The sequence below is a fragment of the Listeria monocytogenes genome, from assembly GCF_013282665.1.
GTDB lineage: Bacteria > Bacillota > Bacilli > Lactobacillales > Listeriaceae > Listeria > Listeria monocytogenes_C.
This window is the reverse complement of sequence record NZ_CP054041.1, coordinates 2,577,309-2,594,030: the sequence shown is the minus strand read 5'-3', so window position 1 is coordinate 2,594,030 and position 16,722 is coordinate 2,577,309. Positions and strand designations below refer to the sequence as shown.

At 37.5% G+C, this 16,722-nt stretch carries 17 protein-coding genes and 1 other annotated feature; of the genes, 16 read left to right on the top strand and 1 reads right to left on the bottom strand.

Annotation, left to right across the window (positions count from 1 at the left end; translation table 11 throughout):
- Positions 1-37: 37 nt before the first annotated feature.
- From grpE to era, 13 genes are all read left to right on the top strand, one after another.
- The gene (gene grpE / locus HRK21_RS13075) at positions 38-613 is read left to right on the top strand and encodes a nucleotide exchange factor GrpE (protein ID WP_069888792.1); all 576 of its coding nucleotides are present in this window, start codon (positions 38-40) and stop codon (positions 611-613) included.
- A 33-nt stretch (positions 614-646) separates the two neighbouring features.
- Positions 647-2,488, top strand: coding sequence for a molecular chaperone DnaK (dnaK, locus tag HRK21_RS13070; RefSeq protein ID WP_003730442.1), 1,842 nt, complete (start codon positions 647-649; stop codon positions 2,486-2,488).
- A 142-nt stretch (positions 2,489-2,630) separates the two neighbouring features.
- Positions 2,631-3,761, top strand: a complete 1,131-nt coding sequence (gene dnaJ, locus HRK21_RS13065; RefSeq protein WP_070006684.1) for a molecular chaperone DnaJ — start codon at positions 2,631-2,633, stop codon at positions 3,759-3,761.
- A gap of 72 nt (positions 3,762-3,833) precedes the next feature.
- Positions 3,834-4,778, top strand: coding sequence for a 50S ribosomal protein L11 methyltransferase (gene prmA / locus HRK21_RS13060; RefSeq protein WP_070006683.1), 945 nt, complete (start codon positions 3,834-3,836; stop codon positions 4,776-4,778).
- Positions 4,779-5,546 carry a 16S rRNA (uracil(1498)-N(3))-methyltransferase gene (locus HRK21_RS13055; protein ID WP_003738960.1) on the top strand — a complete coding sequence of 256 codons (768 nt, stop codon included), beginning with the start codon at positions 4,779-4,781 and terminating at the stop codon, positions 5,544-5,546. It abuts the gene before it with no gap.
- A gap of 197 nt (positions 5,547-5,743) precedes the next feature.
- The gene (gene rpsU, locus HRK21_RS13050) at positions 5,744-5,917 is read left to right on the top strand and encodes a 30S ribosomal protein S21 (RefSeq protein ID WP_003719762.1); all 174 of its coding nucleotides are present in this window, start codon (positions 5,744-5,746) and stop codon (positions 5,915-5,917) included.
- Between the two features lie 19 nt (positions 5,918-5,936).
- Positions 5,937-6,383, top strand: a complete 447-nt coding sequence (locus tag HRK21_RS13045; RefSeq protein WP_003736634.1) for a GatB/YqeY domain-containing protein — start codon at positions 5,937-5,939, stop codon at positions 6,381-6,383.
- Between the two features lie 187 nt (positions 6,384-6,570).
- Complete coding sequence (locus HRK21_RS13040) at positions 6,571-7,530, top strand: PhoH family protein (protein WP_069888794.1); 960 nt, start codon at positions 6,571-6,573, stop codon at positions 7,528-7,530.
- A gap of 15 nt (positions 7,531-7,545) precedes the next feature.
- On the top strand, positions 7,546-9,702 hold the full coding sequence (gene pgpH, locus HRK21_RS13035) for a cyclic-di-AMP phosphodiesterase PgpH (protein WP_069888795.1): 2,157 nt from the start codon (positions 7,546-7,548) through the stop codon (positions 9,700-9,702).
- A gap of 16 nt (positions 9,703-9,718) precedes the next feature.
- A complete protein-coding gene (ybeY, locus tag HRK21_RS13030; RefSeq protein WP_069888796.1) occupies positions 9,719-10,204 on the top strand; it encodes an rRNA maturation RNase YbeY in 486 nt (161 codons plus the stop codon).
- On the top strand, positions 10,182-10,577 hold the full coding sequence (locus HRK21_RS13025; RefSeq protein ID WP_003727428.1) for a diacylglycerol kinase family protein: 396 nt from the start codon (positions 10,182-10,184) through the stop codon (positions 10,575-10,577). Before ybeY ends, HRK21_RS13025 begins: the two co-directional genes overlap by 23 nt.
- A gap of 24 nt (positions 10,578-10,601) precedes the next feature.
- A complete protein-coding gene (locus HRK21_RS13020) occupies positions 10,602-10,997 on the top strand; it encodes a cytidine deaminase (RefSeq protein ID WP_070006682.1) in 396 nt (131 codons plus the stop codon).
- Positions 10,994-11,899, top strand: a complete 906-nt coding sequence (era, locus tag HRK21_RS13015; RefSeq protein ID WP_069888797.1) for a GTPase Era — start codon at positions 10,994-10,996, stop codon at positions 11,897-11,899. Before HRK21_RS13020 ends, era begins: the two co-directional genes overlap by 4 nt.
- Positions 11,900-11,946: 47 nt before the next feature.
- On the opposite strand, the gene HRK21_RS13010 is transcribed toward era, so the two are convergent.
- Entirely contained in the window at positions 11,947-12,579 is a 633-nt protein-coding gene (locus HRK21_RS13010; protein WP_070006681.1) for a DUF4352 domain-containing protein, read from the bottom strand.
- A gap of 137 nt (positions 12,580-12,716) precedes the next feature.
- Here HRK21_RS13010 and recO point away from each other — a divergent pair, with 137 nt between their 5' ends.
- The 3 genes from recO (at position 12,717) to glyS (ending at position 16,714) form a co-directional block, all read left to right on the top strand.
- Positions 12,717-13,484 (top strand): DNA repair protein RecO, encoded by a 768-nt coding sequence (gene recO, locus HRK21_RS13005; protein ID WP_069888799.1) that lies wholly within the window; start codon positions 12,717-12,719, stop codon positions 13,482-13,484.
- Positions 13,485-13,524: 40 nt separating this feature from the next.
- Positions 13,525-13,697 (top strand) — a binding site (T-box leader).
- 67 nt (positions 13,698-13,764) lie between these two features.
- Complete coding sequence (gene glyQ / locus HRK21_RS13000; RefSeq protein ID WP_003721965.1) at positions 13,765-14,655, top strand: glycine--tRNA ligase subunit alpha; 891 nt, start codon at positions 13,765-13,767, stop codon at positions 14,653-14,655.
- Positions 14,648-16,714 (top strand): glycine--tRNA ligase subunit beta, encoded by a 2,067-nt coding sequence (glyS, locus tag HRK21_RS12995; RefSeq protein ID WP_070006680.1) that lies wholly within the window; start codon positions 14,648-14,650, stop codon positions 16,712-16,714. Before glyQ ends, glyS begins: the two co-directional genes overlap by 8 nt.
- Positions 16,715-16,722 lie beyond the last annotated feature (8 nt).

The following is a 16,722-nucleotide window of genomic DNA, read 5'->3' as shown; positions in this document are numbered from 1 at the left end:
GCTGAAAAAGCATACGTTTTTTCAGGAGGTGGCTAAAGTGTCTGAAAAAAAGAACAAAAAAGAAAAACTTGCTGATGAAATGGAACAAGAAGAATTAAACATTTTAGATGAATCAGAAGAAACGGTTGAAGAAGAGGCTCCGGCTGACACTTTAACAGAAGAACAAGCAAAAATCTTAGAGCTTGAAAACAAACTCGATGAAGTAGAAAATCGCTACCTTCGTATGCAAGCGGACTTCGAAAATGTGAAAAAAAGACATATCGCAGACCGTGATGCTAGTCAGAAATATCGTTCGCAAAGTTTAGCGCAAGATTTACTTCCTGCACTAGATAGCTTTGAAAAAGCACTTGCAACGACTTCTGATCAAGAAGAAGTGAAACAAATTTTAAAAGGAATGGAAATGGTATACAACCAAATCCTTGTTGCTTTTGAAAAAGAAGGTATTGAAGTTATTCCGGCTGTCGGCGAACAATTTGATCCGAATTTCCATCAAGCCGTTATGCAAGATAGTGATGAAAATGCAGGAAGCAATGAAATCACTGCGGAACTTCAAAAAGGCTACAAACTTAAAGACCGGGTTATACGCCCATCTATGGTAAAAGTAAATCAATAAAAAATAATTACTGAATAACAGGAGGAAATAACAATGAGCAAAATTATCGGTATTGACTTAGGAACAACAAACTCTGCAGTAGCAGTATTAGAAGGCGGAGAAGCAAAAATCATCCCTAACCCAGAAGGCGCACGTACAACACCTTCTGTCGTTGGTTTCAAAAATGGCGAACGCCAAGTAGGTGAAGTAGCGAAACGTGCTGCAATCACAAACCCAAATACAATTAGTTCCATTAAACGTCATATGGGTACTAACTATAAAGAAACAATCGAAGGAAAAGATTATTCTCCACAAGAAATTAGTGCAATCATTTTGCAATATCTAAAAAGTTATGCAGAAGATTATCTTGGTGAAACAGTAGATAAAGCAGTTATCACAGTTCCAGCTTACTTCAACGATGCGCAACGTCAAGCAACAAAAGACGCTGGTAAAATCGCTGGTCTTGAAGTAGAACGTATTATTAACGAACCAACAGCGGCAGCACTGGCTTACGGTATGGATAAAACAGAAACAGACCAAACAATCCTAGTATTTGACCTTGGTGGTGGTACGTTTGACGTATCTATCCTTGAATTAGGTGACGGCGTATTCGAAGTACATTCTACTGCCGGCGACAACGAATTAGGTGGAGATGACTTCGATAAAAAAATCATCGACTATCTAGTAGCAGAATTCAAAAAAGACAATGGTATTGATTTAAGCCAAGATAAAATGGCGCTTCAACGTTTGAAAGATGCTGCTGAAAAAGCGAAAAAAGATCTTTCTGGCGTAACAAGCACACAAATCTCCTTACCATTTATCACAGCTGGAGAAGCTGGTCCACTTCACTTAGAAGTAACCCTTACTCGTGCTAAATTTGATGAATTAACACATGACTTAGTTGAGCGTACTATTGCGCCAACACGTCAAGCTTTAAAAGATGCGAACCTTTCTGCAAGCGATATTGACCAAGTTATTTTAGTTGGTGGATCTACACGTATTCCTGCAGTTCAAGAAACAATCAAAAAAGAATTAGGCAAAGAACCTCATAAAGGTGTAAACCCAGATGAAGTTGTAGCAATGGGTGCTGCGATTCAAGGTGGCGTAATCACTGGTGATGTAAAAGACGTTGTGTTACTTGACGTAACTCCATTATCCCTTGGTATCGAAACAATGGGTGGCGTTATGACTACATTAATCGAACGTAATACAACTATCCCAACATCTAAATCACAAACTTTCTCTACAGCAGCTGACAACCAACCAGCTGTAGATATCCATGTACTTCAAGGGGAACGTCCAATGGCAAAAGACAACAAAACATTAGGTCGATTCCAATTAGCAGACATTCCAGCAGCACCACGTGGAATCCCTCAAATCGAAGTATCATTTGATATCGACAAAAATGGTATCGTAACAGTTCGCGCGAAAGACCTTGGAACTGGTAAAGAACAAAACATCGTTATTAAATCTTCTTCAGGTTTAACAGACGAAGAAATCGAAAAAATGGTTCAAGATGCAGAAGCTAATGCTGAAGAAGATAAAAAGAACAAAGAAAACGCAGAACTTCGCAACAATGCTGACCAACTAGTATTCACTGTAGATAAAACATTGAAAGAACTAGAAGGCAAAGTGGAAGAAGAAGAAGTGAAAAAAGCAGAAGCTGCTCGCGACGAACTACAAGAAGCGCTTAAAGGGGAAGATTTCGAAGCTATCAAAGAAAAAACAGAAAGCTTAAATGAAATTGTTCAAAACCTATCTGTTAAATTATACGAACAAGCTGCAGCAGAACAACAAGCAGCTGGCGGCGCAGAAGGTCAAGAAGCTCCTCAAAATGACGATGTAGTAGATGCTGAGTTTGAAGAAGTAAATGACGACGACAAAGAAAACAAATAATCTTTCTAGAACGTAAAGATAATGAGTCAAAGTCTACTGTGGCTTTGGCTTTTTATCTGAAATAAAGTTTTTACAACATCTCTTTCAAATGTTACAATACGTTAGGACTATAAAAATCTATCATGGACAGGAGTGATGGCGGATGGCAAAACGAGATTACTATGAAGTGCTTGGTATTTCCAAAAGCGCCTCAGCGGACGAAATAAAAAAAGCTTACCGGAAACTGTCCAAACAGTATCATCCGGACATAAATAAAGAAGCAGGCGCTGATGAAAAATTCAAAGAAATATCAGAGGCTTATGAAGTATTAAGTGACCAACAAAAACGTGCACAATATGATCAATATGGACACGTAGATCCAAACCAAGGTTTCGGCGGCGGTGCAGGTGGTGGCTTTGGCGGAGGCGGATTCTCCGGATTTGAAGATATTTTTGACACGTTCTTCGGTGGCGGTGGACGTCAACAAGATCCAAATGCGCCAAGACAAGGTAGCGATTTACAATATACAATGCGTCTTAAATTCAAAGAAGCGGTTTTTGGTAAAGATGCGGAAATCGAAATTCCTCGTGAAGAAAACTGTGACACATGTCATGGTTCCGGCGCAAAACCAGGGACAACACCTGAAAAATGTAGCCATTGTGGTGGTAAAGGTTCTATTAACGTGGAACAAAATACCCCATTTGGTCGCGTAGTCAATAAACGCACATGTCAATACTGTAATGGTACAGGTAAAGAAATCAAAGAAAAATGTCCAACTTGTCATGGTAAAGGCCGCGTAACTAAAACGAAAAAAATCAAAGTGAAAGTTCCGGCTGGTGTGAATGATGGACAACAAATGCGCGTGTCTGGCGAAGGGGAAGCTGGTATTAACGGTGGACCTAACGGCGATTTATATGTCGTATTTGTCGTGATTCCAGATGAATTTTTCGAACGTGAAGCAGACGATATTTATGTAGAAGTCCCAATCACATTCGTACAAGCTACATTAGGTGATGAAATTGACGTACCAACTGTTCACGGGAAAGTTCGTTTGAAAATTCCAAGTGGCACTCAAACTGGAACGACGTTCCGCTTACGTGGCAAAGGTGTTCCGCATCTTCGTGGAAACGGAACAGGCGATCAACACGTAATCGTCAAAGTAATTGTTCCGAAAAAACTAGATGATAAACAAAAAGAAATCTTGCGAGAATTTGCTTCCACTACTGGAGACAAAGTAGACGAACAAACATCTGGATTTTTTGACAAAATGAAACGAGCTTTTAAAGGCGATTGATGAACGTAGAGGTCGATAGTTGTGCAAGAAGCAACCATCGACCTTTTCTACATACTAAAGGAGTGTTGAAAAATGGAATGGTCAGAGGTAGAAGTCCATACAACGAATGAAGCAGTGGAGCCAGTTGCGAATGTTTTAACAGAATTTGGTGCAGCAGGAGTATCCATTGAAGATGTAGCTGACTTTTTACGTGAACGAGAAGATAAATTTGGAGAAATTTATGCGCTTAGACGAGAAGATTATCCTGAAGATGGCGTTATCATTAAAGCTTACTTCTTAAAAACAACCGAATTTGTCGAGCAAATTCCAGAAATCGAACAAACATTGAAACATCTCAGCACTTTTGATATTCCACTAGGTAAGTTCCAATTTGTCGTTAATGATGTGGACGATGAGGAGTGGGCTACCGCGTGGAAGAAGTACTATCACCCAGTTCAAATCACTGATCGAATCACGATTGTACCAAGTTGGGAATCATATACACCATCTGCTAACGAAATAATCATTGAGCTAGATCCAGGAATGGCTTTCGGTACAGGTACTCATCCGACAACACAACTTTGTATCCGCGCGCTAAGTGATTATTTACAACAAGGGGATGAAGTCATTGACGTTGGCACGGGTTCTGGTGTCTTAAGCATCGCCAGTGCCAAACTAGGAGCTAAATCCATTTTAGCGACAGATCTTGATGAAATTGCCACTCGTGCAGCAGAAGAAAATATTACTTTAAATAAAACAGAACATATTATTACCGTAAAACAAAATAATCTACTTCAAGACATTAACAAAATAAATGTAGATATTGTTGTCGCAAACATTTTAGCAGAAGTGATTTTACTTTTCCCAGAGGATGTTTATAAAGCACTCAAACCAGGCGGAATTTTCATTGCTTCTGGAATTATTGAAGATAAAGCAAAATTAGTCGAAGAAGCACTTAAAAACGCTGGACTTATTATCGAAAAAATCGAGCAACAAGGAGACTGGGTTGCGATTATTTCCAAACGAGGAGTGGAGTAAATGCAGCGTTATTTTGTAACAACTGAGCTAGAGAATGACAACGATATGCTGACCATTGCCGGAGAAAACTTCCATCATATTACTCGTGTTATGCGAATGAAAGAATCCGATCAAGTTTTCGTTGTTTTTCCGAGCAAAAAAACATGCATCGCGGCTATTACAGCAATACATGAAGAAGAGGTATTATTAAGTCTAGTGAAATGGCTAGAAGAAGATACCGAGTTGCCTGTTGAAATCACTATTGCAAGTGGCCTACCGAAAGGCGACAAACTAGAACTCATCATTCAAAAAAGTACAGAACTTGGTGCACATAAATTCATCCCATATAAAGCCGAACGATCTGTGGTGAAATGGGATGATAAAAAAGTTATCAAAAAAATCGAGCGCCTTCAAAAAATTGCGCAAGAAGCGGCTGAACAATCGCACCGAACTGTCATTCCAGAAGTTCATTATGCTGCTAGTTTCAAGGAATTAATGTTTGACCGTGTTCACTATGACTATGTTATCGCCGCGTATGAAGAGAGCGCCCGAGAAGGCGAAGATAGTGCACTTGCTAGCTTATTTCAAACAATGAAACCTGGACAGTCTGTTTTGTGTATTTTTGGACCAGAGGGCGGCATTAGTGAAAAAGAGCTATTACTTCTTCAAGAAGCAAACGCAAAACTTGCCGGACTCGGCCCAAGAATTTTAAGAACAGAAACTGCTCCGCTCTATGTATTATCAGCTGCTTCTTTCTATTTTGACCTTTACAAAAATAAAAATCGTTAACATTTCAAAGTTTTATGCGAAAGTTAACGATTTCATGTTGACGATGCCCGATGTTTCGTATATAATTTTTAATGAGTGAATGCTTATCTGCATTACTTCAGAATAATTCATAATTTATTTTCCGTTATGTCCTATTCTGGAACTTAAATGAAGGATTTAAGTGAGTGCATGTAAGTGCCGGAGGGAGGGAAAGAGAGATGTCAAAAACAGTAGTTCGTAAAAACGAATCGCTTGAAGATGCTCTTCGTCGCTTTAAACGTACTGTTTCCAAAAGTGGAACTTTGCAAGAATCCAGAAAGCGCGAATTTTATGAAAAACCAAGCGTAAAACGTAAGAAAAAATCCGAAGCAGCAAGAAAACGCAAATTCTAATTAAAAGGCGATGATTTCGTTGACACTGCTTGACAAGTTAAATGAAGATATGAAACAAGCGATGCGCGATAAAGAGAAAGAAAAACTTTCCGTTATTCGTATGTTAAAAGCAGCTTTACAAAACGAAGCAATTCACCAAGGTGTGAAAGATCTTACTCCGGATGATGAAGTAACCGTGATTTCCCGTGAACTCAAACAACGCAGAGATTCTCTAGCAGAGTTTGACAAAGCTGGACGTAGCGACCTTTCTGATAAAGTCCGTTCCGAGATTGTCATTGTAGAGGACTATGCTCCTAAACAACTGACTCCTGAAGAGCTTGAGAACATTGTGAAAGCAACTATCGAAGAAGTTGGCGCATCTAGTAAAGCTGATTTCGGCAAAGTAATGTCTGCGATTATGCCTAAAGTTAAAGGCAAAGCTGACGGCGGTGCTGTTAACCAATTCGTAAAAAAATATCTCTCATAAACTAATTCAAACTAGTTTTGAAACGTTAAGAAACAGGATTACTTCCTATTTTATGGAGGAAATCCTGTTTTTTTACGTTCATTTTCACTTGAATTGCATCACTTCTATCGCTTCGTTTTTCAAGCAAGGCAATTTCGTGTATAATATAACTAATCAAGGCACTTATAAAAGGTGAAGGGGTTAGCCAATGCTAAATGAATTTAATGAAATAGTCGAATTATCTGATGACACCAATATTCAAGATTTATTCGGCAATAATAATAAAAATATCGAACTTTTAGAAGAGTTGCTTCAAGTGAAAATCATTACTCGGGGAGAGTCACTATCGATTACAGGCGAAGAAGAACCTGTGCAGCATACGACTGCCGTTTTAAATGAACTTATTCTAACCGTAAAACGAGGCATTCACATAGACGGTCGAGATATCGCTCAAGCAGTAAAAATGCAAAGAAACGGCACGCTTATTTACTTCCATACTTTATTTGAAGAAGAAATTACGAAAAACGCAAAAGGAATGCCTATTAGACCTAAAACATTCGGACAACGAACCTACATTCAAATGATCAAAAAACACGACATCGTTTTCGGCGTTGGTCCAGCAGGTACAGGTAAAACATATCTGGCAGTTGTCATGGCAGTAGACGCATGGAAAAAAGGAAATGTGAGCAAAATCATTTTAACAAGACCTGCCGTTGAAGCTGGGGAAAGCTTAGGTTTTTTACCTGGTGATTTAAAAGAAAAAGTAGATCCTTATTTGCGTCCTGTATACGACGCATTATACGACATTTTCGGTACGGAGCATACAACAAGGTTAATGGACCGAGGCGTCATTGAAATAGCTCCTCTGGCTTATATGAGAGGTCGTACACTTGATCATGCTTTTGTCATTTTAGATGAAGCGCAAAATACAACTATTGCCCAAATGAAAATGTTTTTAACACGACTTGGTTATGACTCCAAAATGATTGTTAATGGAGATATGACACAAATTGACTTACCCAAAGGTGCAACTAGCGGTCTTGTCAATGCAGAACAAGTTTTAAAAGATGTAAAAGATATCGGTTTTGTTTACTTTGAACATCATGATGTAGTCAGACACCCACTCGTTGCTGAAATTATTAAAGCTTATGAAGGGAAACAAAATTAGAGAGGAGACAAAGATGTGAAACTAGCCAAGAAATGGAGAGATTGGTACATCGAAAGTGGAAAGAAATACCTTTTTCCGCTGCTCCTTGTTTGCTTTGCAGTTGTAGCTTATTTTCTCGTTTGCCAAATGACGAAACCGGAATCTTACAATGTTAAACTATTCCAAGTGGCTGAAAAAACAATTCGTTCACCTCAAACGGTGGAAGATACAGAGAAAACGAAAGAAGAAAGGACCAAAGCAAGCGATGCCGTAGAAGATGTGTATGTCTACAATCGTGAAACTGGTCAAAATCGAGTAGCACTTATCCAAAGTTTATTCGCCTATGTAAATGAAGTAAATGCAGAAGCCCGAGAAAACGATAATAAAAATAAAGAAAAAGCAAAAAAAGAAAATAAACCTGCTCCTGCGCCAACGACCACCGAAGACAAACTAAAAAGCTTAAAAGACAAATTATCTAGCAATGTATCCGAAAAAATAACTTCTAACATATCTGATGAAGTTTTCACTACATTAATCGAGGCGAAAAGTAAAGATTTTAATGTTATGGAAGATGTTGTCACAACAGAAGTCGCAAAATCCATGGAAAATAAAATCCGGGATGAAAACTTAAATTCAGTAAAAATTAGAGCTCGTGATGATATTGAACTTTCAGCGATACCAGCTTACTACAAAAATGTCTCCAAAGCTTTAGTTTCCTATGCTATTGTACCTAATGAAATCTATGATGAAGAACAAACAGACGCACGGCGTAAAGAAGCTGCACAATCCGTTGTTCCTGTAAAAATTTTACAAGGCCAAGTTATTGTTCAAGAAGGTCAAATCGTTGATAGAGAAACCTATCGTCAATTAAAAATGTTACATTTACTTGATCAAAAAATGCCTGTAAAACAGTATGCTGGATTTGCTATTTTCATTATTGCTTTAGCAGCAATCCTGTTTCTTTACACGAAAAAACAATCTCAACCTAAAGCGAAAAAAATGCAAACAATGCTTATTTTTTCCTCGGTTTATCTTGTTTCTTTATTCATGTTATTAATTATTCTATTCTTAGAAACGCAAAACATCTCGAATATTGCGTTCTTATTCCCAGCCGCCTTTGCACCGATGATTCTCAAAATCTTGCTTAATGAGAAATATGCCTTTTTAAGCGTCATCTTTATTGCTGTAACTAGCTTGTTAACATTTCAAAATGATGCGACAAGTGGCATAACTATTTTCATCTTATTGAGTGGGGCGACAAGTGTGGTTGTGTTGCGCGACTATAGTAGACGTTCAGCCATTATGTTTTCTGGCTTTATGGTCGGTTTGATTAATATGGTGTACGTGTTACTTTTATTATTAATAAATAACAGCACATTACTGCAAGTTTCTACACTAATGGCGCTTGGATATGCCTTTTTAGGTGGATTTGGTGCGTTTATTCTTGGGGTTGGAGTTATTCCGTTATTCGAAACGATTTTTGGTTTATTAACAACGAGTCGTTTGGTCGAGCTAGCCAATCCAAACCATCCATTATTGAAGAAAATATTAATGAAAGCTCCTGGTACGTATCATCATAGTATGATGGTAGCCAATTTAGCAGAAGCTTGTGCTGATCAAATCGGAGCCAATAGTTTACTTGTTCGTGTTGGCTGTTTTTACCATGATATTGGGAAAACACTAAGACCTCCTTATTTTGTAGAAAATCAATTACAGGGAATTAATCCTCACGATAGGCTGACACCAGAACAAAGTCGTGATATAATTCTCTCGCATACGAAAGACGGGGCAGAGATTTTAAAAGAAAATCATATGCCACAACCGATTATTGATATTGCACTGCAACATCACGGGACTACATTGCTTAAATATTTCTATTTTAAAGCAAAAGAAACAAATCCCGATGTAAAAGAGGCAGACTATCGTTACAGTGGTCCGAAGCCACAAACAAAAGAAATTGCCATTATTAACATATCGGATAGCGTAGAAGCTGCTGTTCGTTCCTCAACAGAGCCAACAATGGCAAAAATAACAGAAATTATTGATGGAATCATTAAAGATCGTTTCCTTGATGGGCAATTTACAGAATGTGATATTACGATTCAAGAAATCAAAGTCATTCGTGATACATTAATCGCCACATTAAATGGAATATATCATCAACGAATTCAATATCCTGATGACAAAGATTGAAATAGGAGGGGAAAAGATGACGGTCTTAGAAATTGATTTATTAGATGAAACTAAGAAATTACCTGAAGAAGATAAACAGCTAGTTGAAAATATTTTACAATTTGCTGCGGAATATTTAAAAATCGAACAAGGCACAGAGCTCTCACTTACTTTTACAACGAACGAAGGCATTCGTGAGATTAACCGTGAATATCGTGACAAAGATCAAGCGACAGATGTTATTTCGTTCGCACTAGAAGAAATGGGTGACGGGGAAACGGAAATAGATTGGGGCGAATTTGATTTAGAAACGCCTCGCATGCTTGGTGATATTATTATTTCGACTGAAAAAGCAGAAGAGCAAGCCAAAGATTACGGACATACAAAAGCAAGAGAATTAGGTTTCTTAGCAGTTCATGGATTGCTGCACTTGCTGGGGTATGATCATATGGAGCCGGACGAAGAGAAAGTCATGTTTGGCTTACAAAAAGAAGTGTTGGATGCTTATGGACTTGAAAGATAGAAAATACAAACGTAGTAAAAATTACGCAGAATCTTTTCATCATGCTTTTACTGGACTAAAAACTGCTTTTTTAGAAGAACGTAATATGCGATTTCATACTTTTGCAGCACTTGCTGTTGTCATCTGTGGCTTTTTCTTTCATGTAACTAAATCTGAATGGATTTTATTAATCCTTTCTATTTTTGGTGTGTTAACGCTAGAGATGGTAAACACGGCGATTGAACGAGCGGTAGATGTGGCGACAGAGCAATACATTGATGAGGCGAAAAAAGCGAAGGATGTAGCTGCTGGAGCGGTACTTTTAGCAGCAATTGTAGCAAGCTTTATTGGCCTAATTATATTCATACCATACTTTTGCCAGATGTTTTTATAAAAAGAAGGGATTGTGACTTGGTAAATGAAAGAAAATAATTTTATCTCACTCGCTAAACAAGCAAGAGAATTTGCGTATGTTCCTTACTCGAAATTCCCAGTAGGAGCAGCTCTTGTTACGTCAGATGACGAGGTTGTACTTGGTTGTAATATTGAAAATGCATCTTTTGGCTTAACGAATTGCGCGGAACGAACGGCTATTTTTAAAGCTGTATCAGAAGGAAAACGTGACTTTAAACAGCTAGTTGTCGTAGCTGATACAGATGGACCAGTTTCGCCTTGCGGAGCATGTAGACAAGTAATCAGTGAATTTTGTGCACCAGATATGCCAGTAATTCTAACAAACTTAAAAGGAAAAACAGCGACGGTAACAGTGAAAGAACTTTTACCAGGCGCATTCACATCGGAGGATATGTTATGAGTGAACCATTTAAATCAGGATTTGTAGCTATAGTTGGGCGACCTAACGTTGGGAAATCAACTTTATTAAACCACATCATTGGCCAAAAAATCGCCATTATGAGTGATAAAGCTCAAACAACTAGAAATAAAGTGCAAGGAGTTTATACTACAGACGAGTCACAAATTATTTTTATTGATACACCAGGTATACATAAACCAAAACATAAACTAGGCGATTTCATGGTAAAAATCGCATTAAATACTTTTCAAGAAGTAGACTTAATTTATTTCGTAATCGATGCTTCTACTGGATTCGGTCGCGGAGATGAATTTATCATTGAAAAACTGAAAAATGTACAAACCCCAGTCTTTTTATTGATTAACAAAATTGATTTAATCGCTCCAGAAGACTTATTCAAATTGATTGAACAGTACCGTGATTTAATGGAATTTGATGAAATCATTCCTATTTCAGCACTTCAAGGAAACAATGTACCTAACTTATTAGAGCAAACAAACGCTAATTTAGAAGTCGGACCAATGTATTATCCAAAAGATCAAATTACGGATCATCCCGAGCGTTTCATCATATCTGAACTTATTCGTGAACAAGTTTTACAATTAACACGAGAAGAAGTGCCGCATTCGGTGGCTGTAGTTATTGAGGGGATTGAGAAAAATCCTAAAACAGAAAAACTTACGATCAATGCGACCATTATTGTGGAAAGAAGTACGCAAAAAGGAATTATCATTGGTAAACAAGGACAAATGCTAAAACAAATTGGTATGCGAGCTAGAAAAGAAATTGAGCGTTTACTTGGCTCCAAAGTCTTCTTGGAAGTTTGGGTGAAAGTTCAAAAAAATTGGCGTGATAAAGAACATTATTTGCAAGATTATGGTTTCGACCGCGAAGAGTATTAAAAAAAGCATCTGACGCACAATTTCGATTGCGCGTCAGATGCTTTTACTTATTCTTCTATTGTAGTCCAGTTATAGTTGTCGTACTCTACATCATATGGTCCCAGGTTATACACTTCATAGTAAAGTGTTAATTCTTTTGTTTCACCGGGTTGAATCTCTCCTGAGAAAGCATCATTGATAATTTGTCGACCATAATCATCATCCGCACTATCATAAAGCGAAACATCTTCGGAGTAGAATGTGATTGAGTCAGAGCTAGTATTGACATACTTTACTTTCACTTTATAAATGTCATAGCCTTCCTTCTTTTGGGAAAGCTCAGGTTTATAAATGGTAACCGTACTATCATTTTCTATCTCAACAGGTTCTCCGTAGTGTACATCCGTGTAATCATCATAATAATTTTCGTCATACTCGTCATCATAATCATCACTTGTTTTATAATTATAATCTGCTTCATAGTTATAACTAGAGAAGGGATTATTCATTCCTTCAAACAATTTAATTGTTGTTACATTGAGCCCAATTATTAATACTAAAAAACCAATTCCCATTGATAATCCAGCAACAATAATCCCTACCCATTTCTCTTTTCTTACAATAAGAAAAATAATTCCCACAATAACACCTATGAATGTGAGTGTAAATAAGCTTGTTAGTAATATAAGTAACATATCCATAGTAAAAAAATCCTTTCTGACTTACCTTTTTCTCTATTTTACAATAGCGACGCAAGGAAAGATAGCCAAAAATATAAAAAGACATAATCATTAAGAAAATGTTATAATAAGACATGTAAAAAAGGGAGGAGTGCCACATGGAGAAATGCGAAGGAATCGTGATACGACAAACGAGTTACCGTGAATCAGATAAAATTGTTCGAATGTATACACGTGAATTCGGAAAAATTGGTGTGGTAGCTCGCGGGGCAAAAAAAACGAAAAGTAGATTGGCTGCAGTAACACAACTATTTACGAATGGCTATTTTACTTTCTTCGGCGGTAATGGACTCGGCACACTTCAACAAGGAGAAGTAATAGAAACATTCTCCTCTATTCAGCAGGATATTTTTATGACTGCTTATGCGACCTATGTTTGCGAATTGTTGGATAAAGCCACAGAAGAACGTCAACCGAATCCATATCTATACGAATTAACTTTTCAAGTTTTGCGAGATATCGATGAGGGATATGATCCGCAAATCCTTACTCAAATATATGAAATGAAAATGTTACCTGTGCTTGGTCTTTATCCAACGATGGATAAATGCGCCATTTGCGGCGAAACAACCGGACATTTTGATTTTTCGACAAGCAGTAATGGTATTATTTGTCATCGCTGTTTTGAGAAAGATCGGTACAGAATGCATTTGCCGGAAAATGTCGTAAAACTTTTACGCCTGTTTTTCATTTTTCAATTGGATAGGCTTGGCAACATTGATGTGAAGCAAGAAACAAAAGACTGGCTTCAAAAAGCAATTGATACTTACTACGATGAATATTCTGGTTTGTATTTAAAAAGTAGGAAATTTATACGAGAAATGGACAAATGGGAAAATATGTTAAAAAAAGATAGCGACGATTGACTTTTTAGTAAAAATACAGTATCTTTTAATATATCAACTAATAGGTGCGTTGAAGGAAAATAGTAACAAAAAGCTCTATTTTTAGCGAGTTCGGGTTTGGTGGGAGCCGAATATTTAACTTTTTGTGAAGGCATTCTGGAGTACAGCGAAATCAAGGTGGGAATTGTTTAATTCCAAATAGGGTGGAACCGCGAGCTAACTCTCGTCCCTATATGCTTTAAATCAGCATATAGAGACGAGAGTTTTTATATTGGCTGAATTATTTTTGGAGGTGGAAGCAATGAATTTACAAACAATGATTAGAACATTACAAGATTATTGGTCCGAGCAAGGTTGTATTATGTTGCAATCGTATGACGTGGAAAAAGGTGCAGGTACAATGAGCCCGTATACTTTCTTAAAAGCAATTGGTCCGGAACCGTGGAAAGCGGGTTACGTTGAGCCATCGCGTCGTCCTGCTGATGGTCGTTACGGTGAAAATCCAAACAGATTATTCCAACATCACCAATTCCAAGTAGTGATGAAGCCTTCTCCTGACAATATTCAAGAGCTTTATTTAGGATCTTTAGAAAAATTAGGCATCAACCCACTAGAACATGATATCCGTTTTGTAGAGGATAACTGGGAGAATCCTTCGCTTGGTTGCGCGGGTCTTGGTTGGGAAGTATGGTTAGATGGAATGGAAATCACACAATTCACTTATTTCCAACAAGTAGGTGGACTGGAATGTTTCCCTGTTACTTCCGAAATCACATACGGTGTAGAGCGTTTAGCAAGTTATATTCAAGATAAAGAAAATGTATTTGATCTAGAATGGACAGAAGGTATTAGTTACCGCGATATTTTCTTCCAAGCAGAATTCGAAAACTCGACATATGCGTTTGAGACTTCGAATACAGATATGCTTTTAACTCTTTTTGACACATATGAAAGAGAAGCCACTCGCCAAATGCAAGATGGACTTGTTTTCCCAGCATATGATTACGTATTGAAATGTTCGCATACGTTTAACCTTTTAGATGCTCGCGGGGTTGTTTCGGTTACCGAACGTGCGCAGTATATCGGTCGAATTAGAAACTTAGCAAGACGCATCGCGAAAACATTTTATGAATCACGAGAAAAATTGGGCTTCCCATTACTCAAAGAAGAGGGAGGAAAACGTCATGAGTAAAGACTTTTTATTAGAAATTGGTTTAGAAGAAATGCCCGCACAATATGTTACTAGTTCTGTTTTACAACTAGAAAAACGTGTAACGGACTGGCTAACTGAAAATAAAATCGAGTTTGGCGAAATTAAAACCTATTCAACACCAAGACGCTTAACTGTTCTTGTAGAGGAAATGGCAGAAGAACAAGCAAATCGTGTAGAAGAAGCAAAAGGTCCAGCGAAAAAAATTGCTTTAGACGATGAAGGCAATTGGTCAAAAGCGGCATTAGGTTTTGCTAAAAGCCAAAAAGTCGACCCTGCTGATCTTACTTTCCGTGATATTAAAGGCGTGGAATATATTTACATTAAAAAAGAAGTAATCGGTGAAAAAACAAGCAAATTACTTCCAAGTTTAGAAAAAGTAGTAACTAGTATGACTTTCCCAGTAAGTATGCACTGGGGTAGCAATGATTTAAGATATATTCGCCCAATCAAATGGCTTATTGCTATGTTTGGCGAAGAAATCATTCCATTTGAGATTACTGGAGTATCAACAAGTAACACATCGCGTGGTCACCGTTTCTTAGGTAAGTCAGCCACAATTAAACAACCTAGCGACTATCCGAATGCGTTATTAGAACAATTTGTAGTTGTGAATGCCGAAGAACGTAAACAAGCTATCGTAGAACAATTACGTGAACTAGAATCCATGGAAAATTGGCAAATTAAAGAAGATGATGACTTACTAGAAGAAGTTACAAATCTAGTCGAATATCCAACCGTTTTATCTGGTAATTTCGAGAAAGAATATTTAGAACTACCAGAAGAAGTGTTGATTACTACGATGAAAGAACATCAACGTTACTTCCCAGTATTTAGCCAAGCAGGTGAACTATTACCTCATTTTGTTACTGTACGTAATGGAAACCATGAAAATCTTGACACAGTCGCTCGTGGAAATGAAAAAGTGTTGCGCGCTCGTTTATCAGATGCTGATTTCTTCTATCAAGAAGATTTAAAAATGACGATTGACGAAGCAGTTGCTAAACTTCAAAATATTGTTTTCCACGAAAAATTAGGTACATTAACAGAAAAAATGAAACGCGTTCAAAAAGTAGCGCTAATGCTTGCTGATTATTTAGATTGGCAAGAAGAAGATAAACAAGATATTATTCGGTTAACGAATATTTATAAATTTGATTTAGTAACAAATATTGTTGGTGAATTCCCTGAGCTACAAGGTTTAATGGGTGAAAAATATGCACTGTTACAAGGCGAAAAACCCGCAATTGCAACTGCTATTCGCGAGCATTATTTACCGAACTCAGCGGAAGGCGAATTACCACAAACTGATTTAGGTTCCTTAATTGCGATTGCAGATAAATTAGAAACGCTTATCGGATTTTTCTGTGTGAACATTGTTCCAACAGGTTCTGCTGACCCATTTGGTTTGCGCCGTAGTGCTTTTGGAGCGATGCGCATTATTCAAGCAAACGGTTGGGATATCCCAATGCTAGAGGTTATTTCCCGTATTGTTGATATGGAACGCGCGGAAGGATCTACTGAATTACCTGGAGCAGATGTTAAGAAAGAAGTACAAACGTTCTTGAAAAACCGCCTACGGGTTATTCTACAAGGTCACCATATTCGCCATGATATTATTGATGCTGTTATCGGCGGAGATCCTAATGTGATTCCACAACTTATCGACCGCGCACAAATTTTAAATGAGCATGTAGAGGCTGAATGGTTCCGTCCAACAATTGAAGCGCTTAGTCGTGTCGTAAAAATTGCTAAAAAATATGAAGATGGCGTGGAAGTTGATCCAGCATTATTTGAAAATGAATACGAACAAGCACTCTTTGATAAATTAGAAAAACTAAAACTTGATTATGCAGGTTTAACTATTATTGAACGCCTAAAAGCTTTTGCAGATTTACGTACAACAATTGATGCTTATTTTGATAATACGCTTGTTATGAGTGATAATGATAAGTTGAAAAACAACCGTCTAGCACTATTATTCGAACTTGCAAGCTTCATTAAAGAATTTGCTCAAATGGATGAAATTAATGTAAAATAAAAGGAAGA